The sequence below is a fragment of the Streptomyces sp. NPDC058052 genome, assembly GCF_042885515.1.
Taxonomy (GTDB): Bacteria; Actinomycetota; Actinomycetes; order Streptomycetales; family Streptomycetaceae; genus Streptomyces.
The window spans coordinates 235,739-257,236 of the sequence record NZ_JBHVRX010000002.1 but is presented as its reverse complement, the minus strand read 5'-3'; the positions used below and the strand labels follow the sequence as shown (position 1 = coordinate 257,236).

Sequence of the window (21,498 nt, the reverse complement as noted above, 5' to 3'; positions counted from 1 at the left end):
CCTGGTGAACCTCACCCGGGCCCCGCCGCCCGACCGGGGGGGGGGGGGGGGGGGGGGCCCGGCCCCGCCGCCGGGGCCACCGCCCCCGCCCGCCCGGTCCGTGCCTACCGCACGGACCACTGCCCGACGTTGTCGGAGAAACCGCTGTTCATCGCGAACTGGACCTTCACGATCTTCGAGTCCTCGGGCACCTCGAAGGCGATGAAGCCGAGGGCCGTGTCGCCGGCGGCCAGGGTGACGCTGCCGGGGAAGGACGGCCCGCTGCTCAGGTCGGCGATCGTGGCACCGAACTGCTGCCCGAGCCGGTCGACGACCCGCGCGCCGTTGCCCGGGGAGTCGTCGTAGACCTCGGTGCCCGTGTTCTTGAGCCGGAACTGCACGCCGACCAGCTTCTTCCCCTGGTCCGGCTCGGAGAACTCGTCGTCCGACCGGGCCGGGTCGACGACCTCGACCACCGTGACGTCGAGGGCTTCTCCGTCACCGGTCCCGGTGAGCGACAGCGTGTCTCCCACGGCCGCCGGCCGCTGCGGCGTGGGCGCTTCCGTGGAGGAGGGCGGAGGGGACGGCGGAGGGGACGGCGTCGCCCCGGTGGCGTCGGCCGACGTCGTCGGCGCGGGAGTCGTGGAGAGCGTGGTCCCACCGGTGCAGCCGGCGGCCCCCAGGGCGACGACGGTCAGTGCGCAGACCAGTACGCGGCGCATCGCGGCCTCCCGCGGAAGTGCGGCCCCGAGAGTCATGAACCATCATGCGCCCGGCCCTCGGGGACCGCACCGCGACGGCGGGGCCGCGACACCTCCGGGCGCGGGCGGCGGACGACGGGATCAGGGCCCTCGCGCGGGAGACGCGCGAGGGCGGCATCACCGGCCCGGTCCCGCCGGGTCCGGGAGCGGCCGTGGTGTCGGTGGCGGCTGGCAGGATCACGGGCATGACGCCCTTGCTTCTCTCCGACATCGAACGAGCCGTGCGCGGCAGCTGGAGTGCCGAGACCTGCACGCCCGAGTACCGGTCCCGGTGGACCGAGGACAATCCCGCACGGGACCAGTGCGGGGTGACCGCCATGGTCGTGAACGATCTGCTGGGCGGCGAGCTGCTCCGCGGCGAGGTCCTCGTCGACGGGGAGCGCGTGGACTACCACTGGTGGAACCGCCTGGGCATGGGCGTCGAGATCGACCTCACGCGCGAGCAGTTCGGGCCGGAGGAGAGCGTCACCGCCGGCGTCGTCGTCGCCCGGCCGCCCTTCGCCGAGTGGCGCAGGCTCCACGACGAGTACACGCTCCTCCGCGACCGCGTCCTGGAACGGCTCGGCCGGCCGGACGGGGCGGACGCCGTGGAGGGCCTCCCGGCGTGACCTCCACGGGATCCCCTCTGGCGGAGCTGCGGGCGAACATGGCCGAACTGGCCACGCCGTCACGGGTGTTCGTGGCGGCCGGACGGTTCACGGAGCCGGACCCCGACCTGCCCGAGCTGGCGGCACGCGTCCGCGACCTGCTCGCCGGGATGGCGTCGGACGAGGCGTGGCGGCGCTTCCTCCCCGGATATGTCCCGCCGCCCGTCCGGGAGATCTGCGCCGCGCTGGAACCGCTGGAGGCCGACGAGGCCGCTCCGTTCCTGGCCACGCTCGCGACCGTCGACCTGTACTGGCCGTCCCACCGCCACATGCCCGCCGGGGCCGCCGGCCGAGCGGCGGAGCGCGTGGTGTCCCTGCTCGGTGCGGAGGCCAGCTGGTGGACCAACCACGACGCCTCGTGCCACGCCGTGAACGGGATCACCCCCTTCTTCGACAGCCTCCTCGCGGGGACCGACGGCGAGTACTACGCCGTCGCCCTCCAGGTCGCCGACGACTGAACAGCCCTGAACGGGAAGGGGGTTCAGGGGTCGGGTGGCATCGCCCCGCCGGAGTACGGACCCGGCGGCTCCCCGAAGGCGGGCACCCGGACCGCCTGGTCTGCCGGCCCGCCCGACCCGCCCGACCCGCCCGATCCGCCCGACCCGCCCGACCCGCCCGGTCCGGGCGGACCGGGCGGACCGGGGCCCCGGAGGTCAGTGCATCAGCAGCAGCCGTGTGTTCGGCACGAGCTTGCGGTTGACGCTGGTGCTCTGCACGAAGATGGTGAAGTCGGCGTTGTGGTCGGGCTTCACGCGGACCTCCTCGTCCGGCAGGCCCAGCAGCGCCCGCGCCTCCGGTCCCGTGTACACGCGGTCGGTCTGCTTCTCCAGCACCGCGATGCGCTTCCGGGCCTGGATCTTCTCGGACTTGCTGAGCTGGTAGTACGCGCACCCGGTCCGGTACGTGTGCCCGGACTCGGTGACCCAGTCACGGATGGCCGCGTCACGGGCCACCGGGATCAGCTGGTACCCGGAGGCGTCGACCGGGGTGAGGCCGGCCGCCTCGATGGTCTTCCGGTTGACGGCCTCCGCCCCCACGGAGAACACCGCCCGCGAACCCCGGATGCCCTTGGTGCGCCCCACCATGAACTTCTCGGTGGCCTGCTGGATGACCTGCCCGGCCTCCTCCAGGCCCTGGGTGCTGGTGGCGTCCCAGATGGCGACGTTGTCCTTGGGGAAGCCGCAGTTCATGGCCTCGCGCCGGCCCATCTGGTCCGGCACCAGGACGGCCAGCGTCCAGTTGTCGTCCTGCTTCTCGATCATCTCGGCCACGGCCGCCACCAGCGCCCGCGGCTGCTTGCTCGGCGCGTCCGGGCAGCGGTGGCTGGCGTTCTCCTGTCCGTCCGTCAGCACGAACGTCAGGAAGCTGTGGTCGCCGTACAGCTGCGCGGTCTGAGCCAGCTCCCGCTGCGACTTGAGCGCGGCCGCCAGCAGGGCCGTCATGCCCCCGACCTTGTACAGCTCCTTCAGGGACGGCATCCGCAGCACGTCCTTGTCGTAGATGACGCACTGGACCTTGTCCGCGAACACGTACACGGTGACCCGGGTCTCCTGGTCCAGCTCCCGCGACCGGCGGGCGAGGTACGCGATCTGCTGATCGGCGACCTCGACGACCTTGCCCCGCAGGTGCGACATGGACGAACTCGCGTCCAGCACGAGGGCGACGTGATTGATGTAGTTCTGGCTAACGGACACGGCGAACTCCCCGTCTTCTGCCGGCTTGATGTTCCTACCGTCTCACCCGCCACTGACAATCGACCGAGCCCCGGAACCACCCCTGCCGACCCCTGGGAGGACCCTGGCCGGCCCCCGGGTCCGACCGTGCCGGTGTTCCCGGAAGCGCCCTTGCCGGCCCCCGGGATCGACGGGAATCGCGGCCCCGCCGCCCCCGCCGCCCCGCCCGACCGCACGCGCTCCCGGCCGTTCCGGACACCCTGCCGCGCCCCGGGGCAAGCGCTTGTCCTTCCAGACCTCGTCCGCCACGGCGACCAGCGGATCCTCGACCGTGACGCCCGGATCCCCCGGCCGGCGCGAGAGGCGGCGAAGCGAGCCCGAGCCGCCTGGACCTCGTGCCGCAGCAGAACGGCCACTTCGGCAGGCGACGACCGCGGCGGGGGACCGGCGGAGGTGCCGAGGGCGCGGGCCGGCGGGCCGCCGCTCAGGGGCCCGCGAGGGCCCGTGGCAGGGGGTAGACCCGTTCGGCGGGAAGCAGTCGCTGCGCCTTGGCGGCCTGCCCGGACCGTATCAGCGTCGCCGCTCTGCGGACCTGGGGCGTGAGGTCGGTGAGGTCCACGATCCACTCGTCGGTGAAGGTACGGATCAGGCCACGCCCGATGCCGACCTGGATGCTGTAGTGGTTCAGGGCCGCACCGCGGAGCGACCGTTCCGGGTCCCACTGGACGTGGACGGCGGCTCGGGCCACGGCGGCGGGGTCGGCGGTCGTGAGCACGGCCCGGGAGAGCGCCTCCTCCCAGCCCCGCCGGGTGATCCGGACGGCGAGCACGCGCTCCTGGCCGGGCTTGCGGGCCCAGTTGCTGCGGTGCATCAGCCACAGGAACGAGGGCTTGATCCAGGTCATCCGGTGGAACGAGAAGGGCGCGACGAAACGTCCCGCCCGCAGCGCCGCGTCCGCGAGGGCGGGGGCGTACGCCTGGTAGACCACGATCGTGTCGGCGTCGTAGGCGGCGCGGATCTCGTACGGAGGTGCCATGCCCGGCACCTTCCCATCCCTCCCGCGCGCCCCGCGAGCGCATTTCCCGGAGCGCGAGGCCGCGTGGACCGGCGCGCACGACCTCCGCACGAAGGATTGTGCTGCGACGCGAGATCGTTCAACAATCCCACACAGTAGGGAAGTTGGCTCGACCGCGGAGGGGTGAAGAGGTGGACGTGCGGGGGAACGGGCCAGGGCGCGGAGGAACCTCGGCGAGGGGCGACCGCTCATGACACGGGACGAGGGCGGCGGGTCCCGGTCCTGGTGGCCCTTCCCGGGGTCGGCCGGCGCCGGGCGGAGGAACGGCTCCACGGGGACCCGGGAGCAGGGGGAGCGGCTCCTCGAACGGGGCAGGATCGTTCCGGCGGAGGCGATCCTGCGTCCGCTGGCCGAGGGCGGCGACGCGGAGGCGATGTTCCTGCTCGCGGCCCTGCACACGGAGAACGGCGACAGCTCGAAGGCCGCGAGCTGGATGCGGCGGGCCGCACGGGCCCCACGGGGCGCCAGCGTCGACGCGATGATCGAGTACGGGCGCACCCACAAGGACGAGGACGACCGGGAGGACTGGTTCGCCCGCGCCGAGCGGACCCTCGCAGCGGCGGCCGACCCGGACGACATCGGCGTCCTGACCTCCCTGTGCCGCCTGCACCATCTGCGCGGCGACACGGCGCGGGCGGACGAGGTCCTGGAGCGCGCCAAGGAGCTGTACGGCACCGGGGACGGAGCGGTCACGCCGGAGACGCGGTACCGGCTGGCGTCCCTGTGCGACCTCGCCGGCGCCACCGAGGACGCGACGCGGTGGTGCCGGTCGGCCGCGGAGGCCGGGCATGCCACCGCCATGTTCGCGCTGGGCAGCGACCTCCACGGCGAAGGCCGGGTCGACGAGGCGGCGCGCTGGTGGCGCCGCGCCGTGCGCGCGGGATGCGCCCGCTCCGCGTTCAACATGAGCCATCTCGCGGAGACCCCGGGCGGGTACGGGAGCCCGGTCCGCTGGCTGAAAGAGGCGGCGAAGGCCGGGAACCCGAGCGCCATGAACAACCTCGGGATCCTCTACCGCCACCGGGGCGATCACCAGCGGGCCCGCCGGTGGTACGCCGACGCCATCGCCGCCGGACACCAGGACGCCCGCCACAACCTGGACGGCCTGCACGCGGAGATGGCCTACCTTGCGGCCCGCGGCGTCGACCCCGGGTGGTGACGCGGAAGGCATGGGCACGGGGACGGGGAGACGGCCCTCCGGGCCGCCCGCCCGGAGGGCGCCGTCCCGTACGGCGCCGTCCCGTACGGCGTCGGGCCGTAAGGAAGACCGCCGGAACGCTGCTCCACGCCGCCGAGGCCCCCGAAGACACGCGTGATCCACCCGTCCGTCCGGGACGCGAAGTCCTCGGCGGAGGCGATGCCGGAGGCCGGGAGCGCGCCCCCGTCGAGGCCGGCGAGGAAGTCCACGTCCGCCCAGCCGCCGCGGAACAGGACGACGGACAGTTCGGCGCCGTCCGGGCCGAGGACTCTCACTCCCACCGAGTCGGGTTCGTGGACCAGCGCCCGGTCGGTCTCCAACGGCTGAGGCCACCGCGCCGTCGCATCCCGCCACGTCACCCGGCCGACCGCGAGCCCGGCGGCCCGCCGGCCGGTGCTCCGCCGCGCCAGGACGGCGGCCGCTTCGTCGAGGTCGATGACGTGATCCACGGTCGGATCCTCCCCCGGACGAGCCGCCGTCCGCACCCCGATGGCGGCGCGGACCGGCCGGGACGCGGACAAGGAGCGGGAGGGGGCCGGCGACGGGGGCGAGTCCGCGCGGGTACGGCCCTCCGCGCCCCGGCGGCACGAAGGGCAGCCCCGCAGGGTCATCGCCGCGCGGTGGCGACCGCCAGACGGGCCGTCGCCGCGGCGAGCCACAGGAGCCCGAGCCCGGCGCCGGCCGTGAAGGCCAGGACGGACGCGGCCGAGGCCATGAACCCGGCGAGGACGGCGACCGGCACCAGCCGCGAGGCGACGGCCCAGGCCCGCAGCCCCGAGGCGGCGAACGACCGGCCCAGGACGACGGACGCGGCGCACAGCGCGCCGTAGCCGACGGTCCCGGCGAGCATGTGTACGACGCCGTGCCCGCTCATCACCGTCGCGTCCGGCGCGCCGGCGGGAAATCCCGCCCCCGCGTCGGCGGGGAACCCGGCCGCGACCCAGAAGGAGACGCCGAACACCCCGATCAGGGCGGGCCCCCAGGCGCCACCGGGACCGCCGCGCAGCCTCCGCCGCAGACCCCACGCCCCACCGGTCAGCAGTACCCCGGTGACCAGGAAGTTCACCGTCTGGACCCATCCCGGCCCCCCGAGGGCGAGCTGGCTGATCGCATGCCGCCCGAACGCGAACCCGTCCCGTACGACCCCCTGTCCGACCCCGACCGCCAGGAACGACGGCCCCGCCACGACTCCTCCGGCCAGGGCCCACCCGACGGCACGGGCGCGCGGGGACGCTGCGGGGGAATCCACGGGACGGGGAACGGTGAGCATGTCGGTCATGACGGCGCCTTCCTGGCTGCGGAGTTGTCGCTCTTATGACCGACGGCACGCCCCGAAGTCATCGCTGTCCGGGCTTCTACGCGCTCCCGTCCGCCCCCTCCTCGTCCCACAGGCCGGTGCTGTGGGCGCGGACGAGGGCGGCGATCCGGGCGAGGGCGTCGCCGGCCGGGAGCGGGGCCGGCCGGCGGCCGTCACGGAGGCGGAGGGAGACGTGGCCGGCCGCGGCCTCCCGGGCACCGATGACGGCCTGGTACGGGACCAGGCGGGCGGCGCGGACGCGGGCGCCGAGGGTGCCGCGGTCCGGAGCCGCCACCTCGGCGCGCAGGCCGAGCGCGGTGCACCGCCGGGCGAGCGCGGCGGCGTGCGGGACCTCGGCGTCGGAGACGGGGAGGATCGCCAGTTGGGTGGGGGCCAGCCAGGCGGGGAACGCGCCGCCGTGCCGCTCGACGAGGTGGGCGACGGCGCGCTCCACGCTGCCGACGATGCTGCGGTGGACCATGACCGGGCGGTGCCGGGCGCCGTCCGCGCCGATGTAGCGCAGGTCGAAGCGCTCGGGCTGGTGGAAGTCGACCTGGACGGTGGAGAGGGTGGACTCCCGGCCGGCGCCGTCGCGCACCTGGACGTCGATCTTGGGTCCGTAGAACGCGGCTTCGCCCTCGGCCGCCTCGTAGGGCAGCCCGGACCGGTCGAGGACCTCGGTCAGCAGGGCGGTGGACCGCCGCCACAGGGCGGGCGCGTCGACGTACTTGCCGCCGGGCCCGGGCAGGGAGAGCCGGTACCGCGCCGGCACGATGTCCATCGCCCCGTACGCGCTCCGGATCATGTCCAGCGCCGCCCGCGCCTCATCGGCGACCTGCTCCAGGGCGCAGAAGACGTGCGCGTCGTTGAGGTGGATGGCCCGCACCCGGGTCAACCCGCCCAGGACGCCGGAGAGTTCGGAGCGGTACATGCCGCCGAGTTCGGCCATCCGCAGCGGGAGCTCGCGGTGGCTGCGGGCCCGGGAGCGGTAGATGAGCGCGTGGTGCGGGCACAGGCTCGGCCGCAGCACGACCTGCTCCCCGCCGAGGTCCATCGGCGGGAACATGTCGTCGCTGTAGTGCGCCCAGTGCCCCGAGATCTCGTAGAGCTCCCGTTTGCCCAGGACGGGCGAGTACACGTGCTGGTACCCGGCCCGCCGCTCGGCGTCGCGGACGTACTCCTCCAGGGCGTGCCGTACGGCGGCGCCGTCGGGCAGCCAGTAGGGGAGCCCCGCGCCGATCAGCGGGTCGGTGCCGAACAGGCCGAGCTCCCGGCCGAGCTTGCGGTGGTCGTGCATGGCGGTCTCCTCGCGGTCGTGGGGCGGGCGACCGGCGCACGAAGCCCCGGGGCACTCGCCCCGGGGCTTCGGACTGAGACAACGGTCAGCGCGCCGGGACACTCTCCGGCGTCGTCGTCACAGCGGCATGCTTCATGCGGGAGACGCTAACGGCGGGCGGATCCGCCCGCACCCGCTTTTCCGGGGCGCCGGTCAGGCGCCGCCGGCCCCCTCGATGCCCTCGGCGTCGTCGAGTCCCTCGACGTCGAACGTGCCGAAGTCGTCCTCACCGAACTCGCCCGCGCCGAACTCCTCGTCGCCCGGCATCATGGCGCCGGCGAAGCCGCCCATGAGCTCGTCGATGTTCAGCTCGGTGGCTCCGGAGGGCGCGACCGGCCTGGTGCCGGCGCCCAGCTTCAGGGTGAGGCCGAACTTCTCGACCTTCGCGTTCTCGGTCAGCGGGGCGAGGTCGACGTACACCTCCTTCAGCTCGCCGTTCTTGAGCGTGAAGTCGGCCGTGACCTTGGTGTCGGGGGCGTCCTTCAGGTCGCCGGCCGACGGCAGCTCCATGCCGGGCGGCAGCTCCGCGGAGAGCGGGCGGATCTCGTCGACGAGGTCCGTGACCAGCGTGCGGAACGGCGCCGTCGCCGAGATGCGCTCGGAGCCGTCCTCGCCGCCGGCGGTCGTGAAGTCGACGTCACGGGCGACGACCTCGCGCAGCGCCTCCAGGAGCTTCTTCTGGGTCTTGGCGTCCAGCGTGGGGGCCGGCGACGGCGCGCCGCCGGCCGGCTCCCCGCCCGTCGCGGCGTCACCCGAGGCGCCGTCCGCCGCCGGTCCGCCCGGGGCCTCACCGAGCTCCTGGCCGGCCTTCTCCATCTCCTCGGTGTCGAACTTGACCCACTCGCCCTCCAGCACCTTCTTGAAGGCGCCGGCCTCCTCGGGCAGCTCGTCGGCCGGCGGCATGGGCACGCCCATCGCCGCGGTGAGCTCCCGCACGTCGGACCGCAGGTAGGTGTAGTCCCCGACGACCCGGTACTCGACCAGGTCGCCCTCCGGGGTGCTCACCTTCATCGCCATGCCGACGAAGTCCTCCTCCCCGGACTCGCCGAGGGGCTTCTTCGACTCCATCGTGACGCTGATCTTCGCGCCGCTGATCAGCTCGGCGGCCTCGTCCGGGATCTCCTCGCCGGGCTCCGGGTCCGACTGGGCGTCCAGCTCCCTGAGAGTCTTGGCGTCGACGTCCAGGTCCAGCTCGAAGGAGAGCGACTTCGCCGTCCCCAGCTTCTCGAACGCCCGGTCCAGCTTCTTCCCGGCGGACAACTGCTCGACCGTCCCGCAGGCGGCCGAACCCGCCAGGACGGCGCCGACGACGGCGGTGGCGGTGAGGGTCTTGCGTATGGCGGTGATGATGGTCTCCTCGATGGTCGATCACGACGTGATCACCAGCAAGACTCACAGCGGGCCCACAGGGTTGTACGCCGGCCGGACAACACCGCCGTCGGGACGCCGGCCGGGCCTGAAGCCTCCGCTCAGGCGGAGGGCGGGACCGGGGGACGGACGCCGAACCACTGCTCGGCTCCGTACTCCTCGAAGCGCTCCACCTCGGTGAAGCCCAGCTTCGCCGCGAGACGCATGGCGCGGTCGTTGGCGCTCTGGGTGGAGAGGACCACCGGCTCTCCGGGCAGCGTCCCGCCGAACCAGTCGAGGGCCGCCGCGCACGCCTCGGCGGCGTACCCGTGCCCCCACGCCGCGGGCAGGAACAGGTAGCCGAGCTCGGCCTCCCCCGCCTCCGGGCGGACGTGCCCCCGCCGGTCGGCGCCGCGCGGGTCGAGCGTGACCATGCCGATCATCGCCTCGTCGAGCGTGACCACGAAGACGCCGGGGCGCCGGCCGGGCACCTCGGGAACGGCGCGTTCGAGCTCGTCGCGCGGCCGTGCGCCACCGACGTACGTGCCCACCTCGGGCGAGGCGAACAGGTCGATGAACGCCGCCCGGTCACGCGCCTCCGACACGCGGAGCACGAGGCGCTCGGTGGCTATCGGGGCGGGCGGCCAGGTGTCAGGTCCCAGTACGGTCATGACGGGCAACCTACCGCACGCCCGCCCGCCCGGAGCGGGTTCCCGGCCGCGGGCCCGTGCGCCGCCCGGCGGCCGCGTTACAGTACGGCAGCGTGGACCCACTGAGACCCGGTCAGGACCCCGCGCGCATAGGCGGCCACACCCTGCTCGGCCGGCTCGGCGCCGGCGGCATGGGACAGGTGTACCTGGCGCGTTCGCCGGACGGCGGGATGGTCGCGCTGAAGGTGATCCGCGACGAGATCACCGGCCACCGCGAGGCGCTGGCCCGCTTCCGGCGGGAGGTCGCCACGGTGCGCACCGTCCGCGGCCCGCACACCGCGCAGCTGGTGGACGCGTCGCTGGACGAGGCCCCGTACTGGCTCGCCACCGAGTACGTTCCGGGGCCGACGCTCCGTCAGGCCGTGGGCGCGCAAGGGCCTTTCCGGCCGGAGGCGTGCCGCGCTCTCTTCGAGGCGCTCGCGGTGGCCCTGGAGAGCGTGCACGCGTACGGGATCACCCACCGGGACCTCAAGCCGCACAACGTGATCCTCGCGGCCGGGGGGCCCCGGCTCATCGACTTCGGCATCGCGCGCGGCCCGGACGACACGGCCCTCACCCGGACCGGCGCGGCGCCGGGGACGCCCGGCTTCACCGCCCCCGAGGTGCTGTTGCGCAACGACACGTCCGCGGCCGCCGACGTCTTCGCGCTGGGCGCGACCATGGCGTACGTGATGACGGGCCGCCCGCCGTTCGGCGAGGGCCTCGCCGAGGCCGTCTCGTACCGGGCGGTGCACGAGGACGTAGACCTGGACGGCGTCGACGACATCGCCGACGCGGACGGCGAGTTGGTCGGCCTGGTCCGCGCCTGCGTGGCGAAGGACCCCGCGGACCGCCCGGGCACGGCGGAGGTGATCGCGCGGTGCCGGGGGGCGCGCGGCGTGCTCCTGCCACCGACACGCGTCGACCCGGCGGCGGATCCGCGGACGGACCCCGCCGGGGGCCCGGATACGGGCGCGGGTACGGTGCCGGTTCCCGCCCGCCGCAGCCGGTGGGGCGCGGCTGCGCTGGTTCTGGTGCTGGCCGGTGTGGCGGGCACGGTCGCCTGGCAGGAGTGGGGCCAGGGGAACGCCGGGAACGGGGGCCGGGGCGGACCGGCTGCCTCGCCGTCCGGAACGGGGGCGGCGGCCCCGCCCACGGGATCCGGCGGCGACTCCGGCGCCGGCCTCGGCGACGGGCAGGACGCCCGGCCCGCGCCGGAGTCCGCGTCCGACGTGCGATGGGTCCTCTCGAAGGACCCGAAGCAGGCACGGCTCGGCGCGGGGGAGTGCGACCGCCCGCCGGAGGCCGGGCCGTCCGGCAGCACGTCCTCGACCTCGGTCACGTACCGCTCCGGCGCCCCCTCGGCCGACCTCCGCTTCTCGTTCTCCGGCGAGGGGACCTACCGCCTGGTGGCCGGCGTGAAGCCTCCCGGAGGGAAGGGTTTCGGCCACACCTCCCGTCCGGTGCGGGTCGGCGCGACCGAGAAGTCGCTGACCTACCCCGGCGACTTCCCGGGCGCCCCGCCCGTGACCTCGAAGGCCGGCGACTGGACGGTGGTCGTGTACCGCGCCGACGGCGACGACAGGGCCGGATGGAAGCGCTTCGGCTGCACGGGCTTCCGGGCGGTCGCCGGAAGCGGGTAGCGCGATTCCGGCGGAGCCGCCGGCGCCCGGCCCGGCATCACCCGCCGGTCCGGTATCCCGGTCCGGCGGCGCTCAGACGCCCGGCCAGTCCCGCCCGCCGGTCGCCTCCCGCGCGAGCCGGAGCCACCGGGCCTCGCCGTCCGGCAGGGGCCAGGCCCAGGTCGGCCGGGTCCGCGTGCGCAGCTCGCGCAGGTCGCCGGCGAGCCGGGGCCCGGCGACGGCGGCGCCGTCGGGGACCGTGGGGCCGTGGACGGCGCGGAGGCCGGCGAACCGGGCCACTTCGCTCGCGTAGGCGGCCGCCGCCCGGTCGGTGTGGGCGGCCAGGTCGTCGTGCGGGAGCGCGCGCCGCAGTTCAAGGAGCGGAGGGTCGACGGATTCGGCGATCGCCGCGGCGAGCCGGGCGTGGCCGTCCAGGACCAGAGGACAGTCGAGCCCGCTGACCCACCACGTCAGCACGGGCGGGAGCGTCCCGTCGCGCGCCCGCTTGCGGTACGCCTTCACCCGGCCGTCGTCGGCGGCGGGCATCGGCCGCAGCGGCAGGAGCTCCCACCCGCAGTTGTGGACGAACCATTCGAGCCATCCGTCCGGATGGCCCTCCACGAGCATCTCGGTCCAGTACGCGGCGGGCGAGACCCCGACGGGCCTGTGGCGCCGGATCAGGGGGTCGCCCGTCAGCAGCCACCTGCCCTCGTGCAACGGGCCGTCGGACGTCTCGCCGAGCCACCCCGCGAAACGGTGCGCCCACCGCTCCGGGCTCCCCGCCAGCGCCCGGACCAGGTCGGCGCGGAGCGGCGGGACGAAGGACCGGTAGGCGTCGGTGCGCCAGAAGTCCACGCCCTGGAGGTGCTCGCCGACCACCGCGAACAGCACGGGCCGTTCCCCCTGGGCGAGCAGCAGCCGCCGTCCCGCCGTGAGGACGCACAGCCCCGGCCGGGGCCGGTCCCGCACGTCGAGGTCCAGGCCCGACCAGGTGCCGTCGTCCCGTGTGACCTCGCCGCGTCGCATGCCGCGAGCCTAGACGTCCGTCGTCCCGGCCTCCGCACCGCCGGGGCGCCGGCCGTGCACCACCGCGGCGCCGTGCCGTCCGGTGCGAGGGCGGCCCCTGCCGCCGCGGGGTTCCACGGTGCAGGGGCCGGAAGGGGCGGGGGTGGTCACGCCTTGCCGTTGAAGTACGTGATGTCCCAGTGGTGCCCCTCGCGGGCGTACACGTTGCCGTTCGGCGACTTGTGGAGCCGGGCGCCGTCGCCGCGCGTGCCGGCCCTCTTGTAGTGCTTCTTGATGTAGGTGTCGAGACAGGACGTCCGTACCGACATGTCGACCTTGTAGCCCTTGCCGTGGGTGTACGCGCCCCGGGTGCTGTGGCCCACCTCCGTGCCGCCGGTGATCACGATCGTGCAGCGGCTCGCCTTCTTGAAGGCGATGGCACCGGCGACCGTGGCCCGGTTGATGCCGGTGAAGGAGGTGCAGCCCTTCCGGTTCCGGTCCGAGCAGTTCTTGCTCGACGTCCACGAGATGCCCGCCGCGCGGAACTGCTGGGCCGCCGCCGCGTGCGTGTAGGTCGCGGGCGCCGCGTCGGCGGCCGGGGCGACCACGAGGAGCGGGGCGGCGACCGAGGCGGCCAGGAGGAAGGGGCCGGTCCACATGCGCATGACCGAGGGGTCCTTTCGTCGGGACGCGCCTCGCCCGTTCGGGTGAGGCGCGGAGAAGGAGGCGTCCCCCGCTCCGGTACGGCGGCACGCGGACGTACCGCGGCGGGAGCGGTGGGATCGGCGGGAGCGGCGACGCCCTCCCGGCCCGATCACCGTGCCGCGCCGACCCCCCTCGCCGCTACCCTCGGCACCCGTCGGCGCACATGCGTCCATGCATGCCTGGATGCACCGCGCTGACCTGCGACGATGCACATGCATAGGGGATGCGTCATGGACTGCACAGGGGCCGCCGCCGAGGAGCCCACCGGGGAGTCCGCCCCGGCCGACCCGGCCGCGGCGCTCACCGCCGTACTCCGGGCGTGGTGGGAGGGGAGCACCGGCGTGCGTCCCACGCAGAAGGCACTGGCCCGCCGGGCCGGGGTCGATCAGGCGACCATGTCCCGCTATCTGAACCCGGGCCGGCCGATGGCCGCGCCGCCGGCGGTCGTCGAGGCCCTGCACGACGCCCTCGGCGCGCCGCCCGGTGCCCTCGGCGAGGCGCTGCGGCTCTCCCGCGCGGCCCAGGGCGCCCGGCGCGTCCCCCGCGCGCGCGTGGTCGTCCCCCTGGAACCCGCGGGAGCCCCGCCGCCGGCAGGCCGGTCGGTCCCCGACCCGGCAACGGCCCCCGCAACGGCCTCCGGCCCGCTCGCGGTCCACGCGCCCGTGGCGGCTCCCGGCCACGCTCCCGCCGCCGGCCGCGTCCCCGTGACCCTGCCCGTCTCCGCGCACGCACGCCGGATCCTCTGGCTGCTGCTCGCCTGCGCGGCCTTCGCGGCGGGGCTGTGGCTGCGGCCCGTGATCGCCCCGCCGGTCACCGGACCGGCCGGCGCCGGCGCGACGCCCCTGCGCGACGACTGGCCGGTGGTCCGCCTCGGCGACGTGCTGTGGGAGGCCCGCACGGTGCAGTACCTGCTCCGGGCGAAGGGGTACGAGGTGGAGGTGACCGGCACCGTCGACGCCGCCACCGTCGGCGCGGTCACCCGCTTCCAGAAGTCCCTCGGACTCGTCCAGGACGGGCGGGTGGGCCCGCAGACCTGGCCGCGGCTGGTCGTGCCGCTCGGCGGCGGCGACTACGGTCCGGCCGTGGAGGCCGTCCAGTCGCTGCTCACCGGCGCCGGCCATCCGACGGCCGTGGGCGGCACCTTCACCTCGGAGACCGAGGACGTGCTCCGCATCTACCAGGCCGAGCGAGGACTCCCCGTCACCGGCCGGGTCACCAACCGCGACTGGCTCTCCCTGGTGAGCCACCAGGGACCGCGTCTGCACGGCTGACGGCCGCCGGGCGCCCGCCGGAGCGCGGACACCCGGCGGGCGGATCGCGCGGGGCCCCGGCCAGGGGCCCCTGGCGCCCGGTCAGGCCGCGTTCGGGCCCACGTCCGCCGTCGTCAGCGGGCGGCGCACCGGCGCGAGGGTGGAGTACTCGTCGGCGCCGACGTCCCGGGCGCCGGAGCGGGCGTGCCCGTCGGCGTCCTCCGCCACGGTGAGCGAGGTGAGGGTGGCGGCGTCGACGGCCGGGCTGCCGGCGGTGAGGCGGTGGACGCCGTCGGAGTCCTTGCGGAGCAGCGGGTCGACGCGGCGGAACCCGCCGGACGGGATCGTGCCGTCGGCGGCCGAGCCCCAGAGGATGTTGCCCTGCCAGGTGAAGCCGCTGGTCGTGCCGAGGTCCACCAGGGTGCCGCCGGAGGCGACGAAGATGTTGTCGGCGACGACCACGTCGCGCGGCTCGTACGTCCGGCTCTCGCCCGAGATCGTGGCCGAGTTGCCGACGAGCGTGTTGTGCGCGATGACCGCGCGGTCGCACGCGTCGTTCCCGCGCCGCTGCTCGGTGGTCTCGCCCGCGTGGTGGTCGCGCGTGGTGCCGCTGCCGATGACGAGGCCGCGGGAGGTCGTCCCCGAGATGTGGTTGTTCACCACGAGGTGGTCGTTGCCGTAGAGGCGCACGCCGTTCTGGCCGCCGAGCACGTGGTTGCCGTCGACGGTGGTGGCGTTGCCGTGCCGCAGGACGATGCCGCCCTTGCCGTCGCGGAGGGTGTTGTGACGGATCGTGTTGCCGGAGGACTTGACCGAGATCGCCTCGGGGTCGCCGTCGCACCGCTCGAAGAGGTTGTACTCCACCACGGCGTCGGTGGTGGACAGGGCGCGGTGGCTGACGCCGAGGCGGATCGCCTCGCCGCCGTTGGCGCCGGTGTAGGAGTGGTCGGCGAAGTGGTTCCGGAAGATGTGGGTCCGCTGGGCCATGGCGGTGGTCCCAGGGCCGTCGACGACCAGGAAGATGCCCTGCGTGGTGCGGTGGTGGAAGGTGTTCCGGTCGATCTTGGCGTCGTCGCCGCGGACCGTCACCCAGTCGAGCCCGGCGGTGTCGGCGAGCTTGAAGTCGTTGCGGGTGAGGCGGATGCGGGGACAGTCCGCGGGGACGACGAGCGTGGAGGTCTGGCGGAAGGCGAAGCCGCTGATCGTGATGTTGCTGGAGCCCGAGAGGACGAAGCCGGCCGTCCCGCTGAGCACGGCTCCGCCGCGCGTGGCGGAGACCACGGTGATCGGCGCGCTCGTGGTGCCGTGCTTGCCGGTCACCCGGATGCCGGCGGACGGCACGGTGTAGGCGCCGTCGGCGAGGACGATACGGTCCCCGGGGACGGCCGCGTCGATGGCGTTCTGCAGCGCCCCGATGCTGGAGACGGTCACGGTGCCGGCCGCCGCGGCCGTGCCCTGGGCGAGGGCGGACAGCGGGACGGCCGTGGCGGCCGCACCCATCAGGGTCCCCGTGAGAAACGTACGTCGTCGCATGATGCCTCCTGGATTGGTCGGCCTCCACCCTCGACGGCGCCCCTGACGTCTCGCTGACGCCCCGCTAACGCGCACCGGGGCCGGCGGTGGTCGCCCGCCGGCTCCGCGACCGGGTCAGGACGAGCCGCTCAGGTCCGTCGCGTACGCCGTCTCCCGGACGTCCGGCTCCGGGTGGCGGCGCAGGGCGACGAGCGCCGCCCGGCACGGAGCCGGCCAGCCCAGGCGGCGGCCGAGGGCGTTCGCGAGCCCGGCGGCGAGGAGGCCCGGGACGAGCCCGCCGTCGTCGCCCAGGACGCCGATCGCGGCGAGGACGGCGGCCGGGTCGGCCGGCGGCGTGCCGTTCCGGTGCGCCTCCTCGATGTCCTCGGCCACCCGGGCGGCGAGGACGGGACGGCCGGAGACCGCGTCGGTCAGCGCCCGCAGGGTCCGCAGGAGCTCGGGCCCGGACGCGGTCAGGTCGATCGCGCGGACGAGGAGAGCAGTGCGCATCCCGGTGGCCAGCGGCTCGTCCGCCAGCCGGCGGGCCAGTTCCTCGCACGAGCGGTGGTCCAGCCGCGACCACCGGATGAGGGACGCGAGGCGGCGGAGGGCCGGAAGGTCCCCGTCGGGCCCCCCGCCCTCCGGTCCGCCGGCCGCGACCTGTGCCAGGAGCCGGTCCACCACGCCGTGCAGGAGGCTGCCGGGCGCCACGCCGCCGAGCGGGTGGGGGAGTCCGGACCGGGCGAGGTCGGTGATCCCGCTGCTCGCGTGCCAGAGTCCGCCCCCGTACCCTCCCGGCCACGCCATGTCGGTGTACACGTCCGCGAGCGCCGTGCCCGCCGCGGGCGCGTACCGGGCCCACTCGGCGAGTCCTGGCAGGGCCTCGTGCGCCGTCTCCCGGTCGCCGGCGAACGGCAGCCGGGCCACCAGCTCGCCGAACCGCCGGCGGTCGGCCGGCGCGAGGTCCGCCGGGTTCGGGTCCAGGAGCGCGCGGCGGGCGGGCTCCGGTCCGTCCGCGACCACCGAGTCCAGCAGCGCCCACATCTCCCGGGCCGGCAGCAGCGTCACGGCCAGGCCGGCGATCGTGGCGTGCACGTCCGGGTGGACGCCCGGAGTGCGGGCCACGGCCGAGAGGAGCGTGACGGCCGCGCCCGACGGAAGGTGGCGGGCGGCGAGCCGGGCGGCGGCCTTCCTGACGGTGACCTTCACCCCGGTCTCGCGGGTCAGGACGTCATGGAGCAGCGCCGCGACCCGGCTGGGCCGGGCATGCGCGGCGGCGCGGGCGGCGGCGGACCAGGCCGCCACGGCCCGGTCGTCGGCCGCGTGGTCGAGCAGGGTGCCGAGGGCCGAGGCCGGGTCGTCCGTGTGCGCGGCGGCGTCCAGGGCCGCCGCGGTGAGCGCCCGCTCGGGCGAGCCGGCCGGCGGATCCGGTAGGGCGTCGGGCCCGGGCGCGTCCGGTACGGCGGAGGCGTACCGCCGCAGCAGGGCGCGGCCGTGGTCCGGGACCGGGGCCGCCGCGCGGAGGAGGGCGGCCCGTTCGTCGATGCCCCGGCCGGGGTCGGCGACGGCGGCCTCCGCCAGCCGGACCGCGGCCTCCTGCTGCCGGGGCAGCCACCGGTCGGCGTACCGGAAGGGCGGCAGCGGCCGGGGAGCACCCGCCACCGGGAACCGGCCGCCGGGGAGCGGGCCCTGCGCCAGGGCGGTGTCCAGCAGGTCGGTGCGCTCGGCGGCGAGGACGGCGAGCACCGGCGGCAGGGACGCCGCCGAGGGCTCCCGCGCCAGCAGCTCGGCGACGCGGCGGCCACGCGTCGCGGGGTCGGCGAGCCAGGCCCCGGCGACCGCGCCGAAGTCCGCGTCCGGGCAGACGGCGAGCGCCTTTTCGAGACGGTCCTGGAGCTCCGGCACGCGTGAGGCGCGTCGACCGCACGACGCGACCAGCGCGAGCAGCGGCGCGACGTCGCCGCGGGCCGCGCCGCGGTCCAGCCACGGCCCGAGGGCCGTGGCGACGGCGCGTACCCCGTCCGTGCCCGGCAGGGCGTCCAGGCGGCCGAGTTCGACCGTGCCGGTGTGCGCGGTCAGCGTCTCCAGGAGGCGCGCGGCGAGCGCCCGCGCGCCGCCGGTGGTCGTGCCCTCCGCGCCCGCGTCCTCCGTGTACGGGTCCACCGTGCCGGAGAGCAGAGCCAAGGCCAGCGATCCGATCGCGTCCCGGGTCGGGTCGGAGCAGTCACGCGCGTCCAGGGCGTCGCGGCACAGCCGTTCCAGGGCCGCGGCCCCCGAAGCGTCCCCGGCGGGCGCGCCGTCGCCGAGCGCCGCGGCGAGCAGGGGGACCGGCAGGAGGGCGAGGCGGGACAGGACGTCCCAGCGGACGGAGTCCCGTTCGTTGGTCAGCCGGGCGGCGGCCTGGACGAGGACCTCCGTCAGCCGCCGCGGGTCGCGGGTGTGGCTCGCGTTGAGGATCAGCAGGTCCCCCAGCATGCCCCGCTGCTCGGGGTCCCCCGTGCCGAGCGCGGCCAGCAGCGCGGGGCGGGCCTCGGCGGGCGGCAGCAGGGCGACCAGGCCCCAGCGGTCCGCGTCCAGGGCCTGGCCGCTCGCGATCCGCGCGTCGAGGTCGGCGAGGGCCGTCCGGACCCGGGCCCGCCGTTCGTCCGGGGGCAGCAGCGCGAGCAGTCCCTCGTGCGCGCGGACGTTGGGGTGGCCCGTTCCCGCCGCGACGACCGCGTCCAGGAAGGCGCCCCGGCGCTCCGGCGGCACCGCGCGGAGCAGAGCGGTGAAGGTCCCGCGGTGGAACCAGCGGGCGCCCAGTTCGGGCAGGGACGGCGGATCCGCGGCGACGAGCCGGCGGAGCACCGCCGGTCCCGCGGTCCGCTCCCGCCGCGCGGCCCGTCCGTCCCGGCCCGCGAGCCACCGCACGACGCGCTCGGCGTCCACCGCGACGAGGTCGCCGAGCAGGTCGTGGACCGGCCCGGGCAGTGAGCCGGGGCCGTACGCCTCCAGGAGGTCCAGCACGCGCCCGGGTGCGGCGGGCAGCGCCGCGGCCACCCCCGCCGCGTGCTGCCGCCACCACTCGTCGCGCAACCGCTCGGAGAGTCCGGCGAGTTGTCGTCCGGTCTGGTCGAGGACCGCCAGGGGATGGCGGCGCGCCAGTGTGCTCCACTGCTCGGACTCCAGCGCCCCCGCCAGCTCGGGCAGCAGCCCGGCGGTGAACTCCGGCGAGCAGCCGGGCAGGAGACGTGCCGCGTCCCGGTCGCCGTACTCCGCGCGAACCCTCCGGACGAGCCGTTCGGCGAGCGCGGGCCGTCGTCCGTCGCGCAGCAGGCGGGCGAGGTCGGCGCGGACCACGGCGGGCGCGTCGTCGTGGGCGGCCTCGATCGCCGCGTCCGGAACGGGCAGGCGCCGGGCGGCGCGCAGCGCGTACCGCCGGACCACCGGATCGGTGTCGCCCAGCCGTGCGGCCAGGTGCTCCGTGTCCCCGGCGGCGAGCGCGGCCAGCGCTCCGAGGCGTCGTTCGTACGGGCCGAGCGCGTCCAGCTCGCGGAGCAGGGGCCGCAGCCGGCCCTGGGCGGCGAGCCGGTGGGCGGTGACGGCGGTGAACCGCAGCCGCGCCGCGTGGGGCAGGGGATCGAGGGCGGCGCGCAGGTCGCCGGCGGTGGAGATCATCGCGGGCATTGTGCCCCGGGGACTCGCGCGCGACCAGCGAATATTCGCACCGGCGTGCGAGAGTGACGCCCTGGGGGGACGGGAGGGGGCCGATCACGTCGATGTCGGGAATCTGCCGGACAGCGGCGCCGCCCGCTGGTTTGCTGAGAGCATGATCCACGCAAGCGATGTCTCGCTCTTCCGCTCCCTGCACACCCCCGACCGTCCGCTCGCGCTCGCCAACGTCTGGGACGTGGCGAGCGCCCGGATCGTCGAGGCCGCCGGTGCCTCCGCGATCGCCACCACCAGCGCCGGTGTGGCCTGGTCGCTCGGCGCCCCGGACGGCGACAGCGTCTCCCGGGACCTCGTCCTGGGCGTCGTCGGCCGCATCACGGCGGCGGTCGCCGTGCCGGTGACCGTCGACATCGAGGGCGGCTACGGCGGGACCACCGCCGAAGTGGCGGACACGATCGGCCGGTTGCTGGAGGCCGGTGTCGCGGGCGTCAACATCGAGGACGGCACCCGCCCGCCGGAGACCCTCGCCGGCCGGCTGACGGCCGCCCGCGCGGCGGCGGAGCGGGAGGGCGCCGACCTCTTCCTCAACGCCCGTGTCGACACATACCTGTTGGGCCTGGGTGACGCCGACACCCGGCTGCGGGACACCGTGGACCGGGCCCGCTCCTACGTCGAGGCCGGCGCGGACGGCGTCTTCGTCCCCGGTCTCACCGACCCGGGCCTCATCAAGGAGCTGGCCGCCGCCCTGCCCGTCCCGCTCAACATCATGGCGGGCCCCGGTGTCCCGTCGGTGGCCGAACTGGGCGCCCTGGGCGTGGCCCGCGTCAGCCTCGGCTCGGGCGTGGCCCAGACCGCCTACGCCGCCGCCCGCGAAGCGGCCCTCGACCTCCACCGCACCGGCGGCTACGACTCCCTCCGCCGCGCCCTCGACTACCCGGAGCTGAACGCCCTCTTCACCCCGTCCGCCTGACCGCGGACGACCCGCCGCCACGGACGCGCGGACGGCCGCCCCCGGCGAGGCCGCGAGTCCGGGGCCGCGCCGGCTTCCGGGGGACCCTCCGCGACACGAGCGCGCGGGGGTCCTCCGGCCTTCCTGTCGTGCGGCCGGTTCCGGATATCGGACGGACCGGCCGTCACCTCGGTATGCTGCCTCGTCCTCAGGCCAGGAAGGAACCGCACCATGAGCAGCAGCACCACCACCTCCTCCCCGTTCCCCGAGCGGACCGAGCTGCGGGGCGAGGGGCTCGTCCTGCGGGACTGGACGGAGGCGGACCTGGCCGCGATGCCGGACCTGTTCGAGGACCCCGACATCGCCTACTGGACGCCGATCGTCTCGCCCTTCGACGCGCGGGCCGCCGCCACCCGCCTGGAGCGGGCCCGGACGCTGCGCGCCGAGGGCACGACCCTCCTCTTCGCCCTCACCACCGACGGCGGCGCGCCGCTCGGCGAGGGCATGCTGCGGCGCATTCCCGGAGGCGTCGAGCTCGGTTACGCCGTCGGGCCCGCCCACCGGGGCCAGGGGCTGGCCGCGAGGGCGGTACGCCTGATGGCCGCGTACGCCGTCGCGGAGCTCGGGGCGGAGCGGGTCGTCCTGGAACTGGAGGCGGAGAACGCCGCCAGCGTCGCCGTGGCCACCAAGGCGGGCTTCACCCTGCTCGACGTCCCCCTGATCGAGGGGGAGGAGAAGGGACGTCCCTTCGTCCTCCAGACGTGGGGCCTGCCGCAGGAGTCCTGAACGGACCCGCGCCCGC

Annotated in this window: 19 protein-coding genes; 7 read left to right on the top strand and 12 right to left on the bottom strand. The window is 75.6% G+C overall.

Features of this window, described 5'->3' with window-relative positions:
* Positions 1–104 precede the first annotated feature (104 nt).
* Positions 105–701: a DUF4352 domain-containing protein gene (locus tag ACFVU3_RS03790; RefSeq protein ID WP_390063356.1), complete on the bottom strand. Its 597-nt coding sequence runs from the start codon at positions 699–701 to the stop codon at positions 105–107.
* Between the two features lie 224 nt (positions 702–925).
* Here ACFVU3_RS03790 and ACFVU3_RS03785 point away from each other — a divergent pair, with 224 nt between their 5' ends.
* Together ACFVU3_RS03785 and ACFVU3_RS03780 are read left to right on the top strand one after the other, a co-directional pair.
* Positions 926–1,348, top strand: coding sequence for a hypothetical protein (locus tag ACFVU3_RS03785; RefSeq protein ID WP_390063355.1), 423 nt, complete (start codon positions 926–928; stop codon positions 1,346–1,348).
* Complete coding sequence (locus ACFVU3_RS03780) at positions 1,345–1,845, top strand: hypothetical protein (RefSeq protein WP_390063354.1); 501 nt, start codon at positions 1,345–1,347, stop codon at positions 1,843–1,845. Before ACFVU3_RS03785 ends, ACFVU3_RS03780 begins: the two co-directional genes overlap by 4 nt.
* Positions 1,846–2,040: 195 nt before the next feature.
* Here ACFVU3_RS03780 and ACFVU3_RS03775 read toward each other — a convergent pair whose 3' ends face one another.
* A complete protein-coding gene (locus ACFVU3_RS03775) occupies positions 2,041–3,081 on the bottom strand; it encodes a vWA domain-containing protein (protein ID WP_390063352.1) in 1,041 nt (346 codons plus the stop codon).
* A gap of 463 nt (positions 3,082–3,544) precedes the next feature.
* On the bottom strand, positions 3,545–4,096 hold the full coding sequence (locus ACFVU3_RS03770; RefSeq protein WP_390063350.1) for a DUF4291 domain-containing protein: 552 nt from the start codon (positions 4,094–4,096) through the stop codon (positions 3,545–3,547).
* Between the two features lie 229 nt (positions 4,097–4,325).
* Here ACFVU3_RS03770 and ACFVU3_RS03765 point away from each other — a divergent pair, with 229 nt between their 5' ends.
* Positions 4,326–5,294: a tetratricopeptide repeat protein gene (locus ACFVU3_RS03765; protein WP_390063348.1), complete on the top strand. Its 969-nt coding sequence runs from the start codon at positions 4,326–4,328 to the stop codon at positions 5,292–5,294.
* Here the strand turns inward: ACFVU3_RS03765 and ACFVU3_RS03760 are convergent.
* From ACFVU3_RS03760 to ACFVU3_RS03740, 5 genes are all read right to left on the bottom strand, one after another.
* Complete coding sequence (locus ACFVU3_RS03760; protein ID WP_390063347.1) at positions 5,258–5,782, bottom strand: hypothetical protein; 525 nt, start codon at positions 5,780–5,782, stop codon at positions 5,258–5,260. The two genes, ACFVU3_RS03765 and ACFVU3_RS03760, sit on opposite strands and share 37 nt — an antisense overlap.
* Positions 5,783–5,940: 158 nt before the next feature.
* Positions 5,941–6,612, bottom strand: coding sequence for a DUF998 domain-containing protein (locus ACFVU3_RS03755; RefSeq protein WP_390063345.1), 672 nt, complete (start codon positions 6,610–6,612; stop codon positions 5,941–5,943).
* A gap of 76 nt (positions 6,613–6,688) precedes the next feature.
* Positions 6,689–7,927, bottom strand: coding sequence for a threonine--tRNA ligase (gene thrS / locus ACFVU3_RS03750; RefSeq protein ID WP_390063343.1), 1,239 nt, complete (start codon positions 7,925–7,927; stop codon positions 6,689–6,691).
* A gap of 192 nt (positions 7,928–8,119) precedes the next feature.
* Positions 8,120–9,226 (bottom strand): hypothetical protein, encoded by a 1,107-nt coding sequence (locus ACFVU3_RS03745; RefSeq protein ID WP_390063342.1) that lies wholly within the window; start codon positions 9,224–9,226, stop codon positions 8,120–8,122.
* A 209-nt stretch (positions 9,227–9,435) separates the two neighbouring features.
* The gene (locus tag ACFVU3_RS03740; protein WP_390063341.1) at positions 9,436–9,984 is read right to left on the bottom strand and encodes a GNAT family N-acetyltransferase; all 549 of its coding nucleotides are present in this window, start codon (positions 9,982–9,984) and stop codon (positions 9,436–9,438) included.
* A gap of 92 nt (positions 9,985–10,076) precedes the next feature.
* Here ACFVU3_RS03740 and ACFVU3_RS03735 point away from each other — a divergent pair, with 92 nt between their 5' ends.
* Entirely contained in the window at positions 10,077–11,645 is a 1,569-nt protein-coding gene (locus ACFVU3_RS03735; protein WP_390063340.1) for a serine/threonine-protein kinase, read from the top strand.
* Positions 11,646–11,717: 72 nt separating this feature from the next.
* Here the strand turns inward: ACFVU3_RS03735 and ACFVU3_RS03730 are convergent, their stop codons facing one another.
* On the bottom strand, positions 11,718–12,650 hold the full coding sequence (locus tag ACFVU3_RS03730) for a hypothetical protein (RefSeq protein WP_390063338.1): 933 nt from the start codon (positions 12,648–12,650) through the stop codon (positions 11,718–11,720).
* Between the two features lie 146 nt (positions 12,651–12,796).
* Entirely contained in the window at positions 12,797–13,294 is a 498-nt protein-coding gene (locus tag ACFVU3_RS03725) for a hypothetical protein (protein WP_390063337.1), read from the bottom strand.
* A 270-nt stretch (positions 13,295–13,564) separates the two neighbouring features.
* Between ACFVU3_RS03725 and ACFVU3_RS03720 the strand changes: the two genes are divergently transcribed.
* Positions 13,565–14,605 (top strand): peptidoglycan-binding protein, encoded by a 1,041-nt coding sequence (locus ACFVU3_RS03720; RefSeq protein WP_390063336.1) that lies wholly within the window; start codon positions 13,565–13,567, stop codon positions 14,603–14,605.
* 81 nt (positions 14,606–14,686) lie between these two features.
* On the opposite strand, the gene ACFVU3_RS03715 is transcribed toward ACFVU3_RS03720, so the two are convergent.
* On the bottom strand, positions 14,687–16,117 hold the full coding sequence (locus ACFVU3_RS03715; RefSeq protein WP_390063334.1) for a chondroitinase-B domain-containing protein: 1,431 nt from the start codon (positions 16,115–16,117) through the stop codon (positions 14,687–14,689).
* Positions 16,118–16,231: 114 nt separating this feature from the next.
* Entirely contained in the window at positions 16,232–19,753 is a 3,522-nt protein-coding gene (locus ACFVU3_RS03710; RefSeq protein ID WP_390063332.1) for a hypothetical protein, read from the bottom strand.
* 151 nt (positions 19,754–19,904) lie between these two features.
* On the opposite strand from ACFVU3_RS03710, the gene ACFVU3_RS03705 reads away from it, so the two are divergent.
* Together ACFVU3_RS03705 and ACFVU3_RS03700 are read left to right on the top strand one after the other, a co-directional pair.
* Positions 19,905–20,717 (top strand): isocitrate lyase/phosphoenolpyruvate mutase family protein, encoded by an 813-nt coding sequence (locus tag ACFVU3_RS03705; protein ID WP_390063331.1) that lies wholly within the window; start codon positions 19,905–19,907, stop codon positions 20,715–20,717.
* Positions 20,718–20,927: 210 nt separating this feature from the next.
* Complete coding sequence (locus ACFVU3_RS03700; RefSeq protein ID WP_390063329.1) at positions 20,928–21,482, top strand: GNAT family N-acetyltransferase; 555 nt, start codon at positions 20,928–20,930, stop codon at positions 21,480–21,482.
* Positions 21,483–21,498: the final 16 nt, after the last annotated feature.

Excerpts from the sequence above, each read along its gene's own strand:
- ACFVU3_RS03790 (WP_390063356.1), bottom strand. The coding sequence starts at position 701 with ATGCGCCGCGTACTGGTCTGCGCACTGACCGTCGTCGCCCTGGGGGCC.
- ACFVU3_RS03785 (WP_390063355.1), top strand. The coding sequence starts at position 926 with ATGACGCCCTTGCTTCTCTCCGACATCGAACGAGCCGTGCGCGGCAGC.
- ACFVU3_RS03770 (WP_390063350.1), bottom strand. The coding sequence starts at position 4,096 with ATGGCACCTCCGTACGAGATCCGCGCCGCCTACGACGCCGACACGATC.
- ACFVU3_RS03765 (WP_390063348.1), top strand. The coding sequence starts at position 4,326 with ATGACACGGGACGAGGGCGGCGGGTCCCGGTCCTGGTGGCCCTTCCCG.
- ACFVU3_RS03755 (WP_390063345.1), bottom strand. The coding sequence starts at position 6,612 with ATGACCGACATGCTCACCGTTCCCCGTCCCGTGGATTCCCCCGCAGCG.
- thrS (WP_390063343.1), bottom strand. The coding sequence starts at position 7,927 with ATGCACGACCACCGCAAGCTCGGCCGGGAGCTCGGCCTGTTCGGCACC.
- ACFVU3_RS03740 (WP_390063341.1), bottom strand. The coding sequence starts at position 9,984 with ATGACCGTACTGGGACCTGACACCTGGCCGCCCGCCCCGATAGCCACC.
- ACFVU3_RS03730 (WP_390063338.1), bottom strand. The coding sequence starts at position 12,650 with ATGCGACGCGGCGAGGTCACACGGGACGACGGCACCTGGTCGGGCCTG.
- ACFVU3_RS03725 (WP_390063337.1), bottom strand. The coding sequence starts at position 13,294 with ATGCGCATGTGGACCGGCCCCTTCCTCCTGGCCGCCTCGGTCGCCGCC.
- ACFVU3_RS03720 (WP_390063336.1), top strand. The coding sequence starts at position 13,565 with ATGGACTGCACAGGGGCCGCCGCCGAGGAGCCCACCGGGGAGTCCGCC.
- ACFVU3_RS03715 (WP_390063334.1), bottom strand. The coding sequence starts at position 16,117 with ATGCGACGACGTACGTTTCTCACGGGGACCCTGATGGGTGCGGCCGCC.
- ACFVU3_RS03710 (WP_390063332.1), bottom strand. The coding sequence starts at position 19,753 with ATGATCTCCACCGCCGGCGACCTGCGCGCCGCCCTCGATCCCCTGCCC.
- ACFVU3_RS03705 (WP_390063331.1), top strand. The coding sequence starts at position 19,905 with ATGATCCACGCAAGCGATGTCTCGCTCTTCCGCTCCCTGCACACCCCC.
- ACFVU3_RS03700 (WP_390063329.1), top strand. The coding sequence starts at position 20,928 with ATGAGCAGCAGCACCACCACCTCCTCCCCGTTCCCCGAGCGGACCGAG.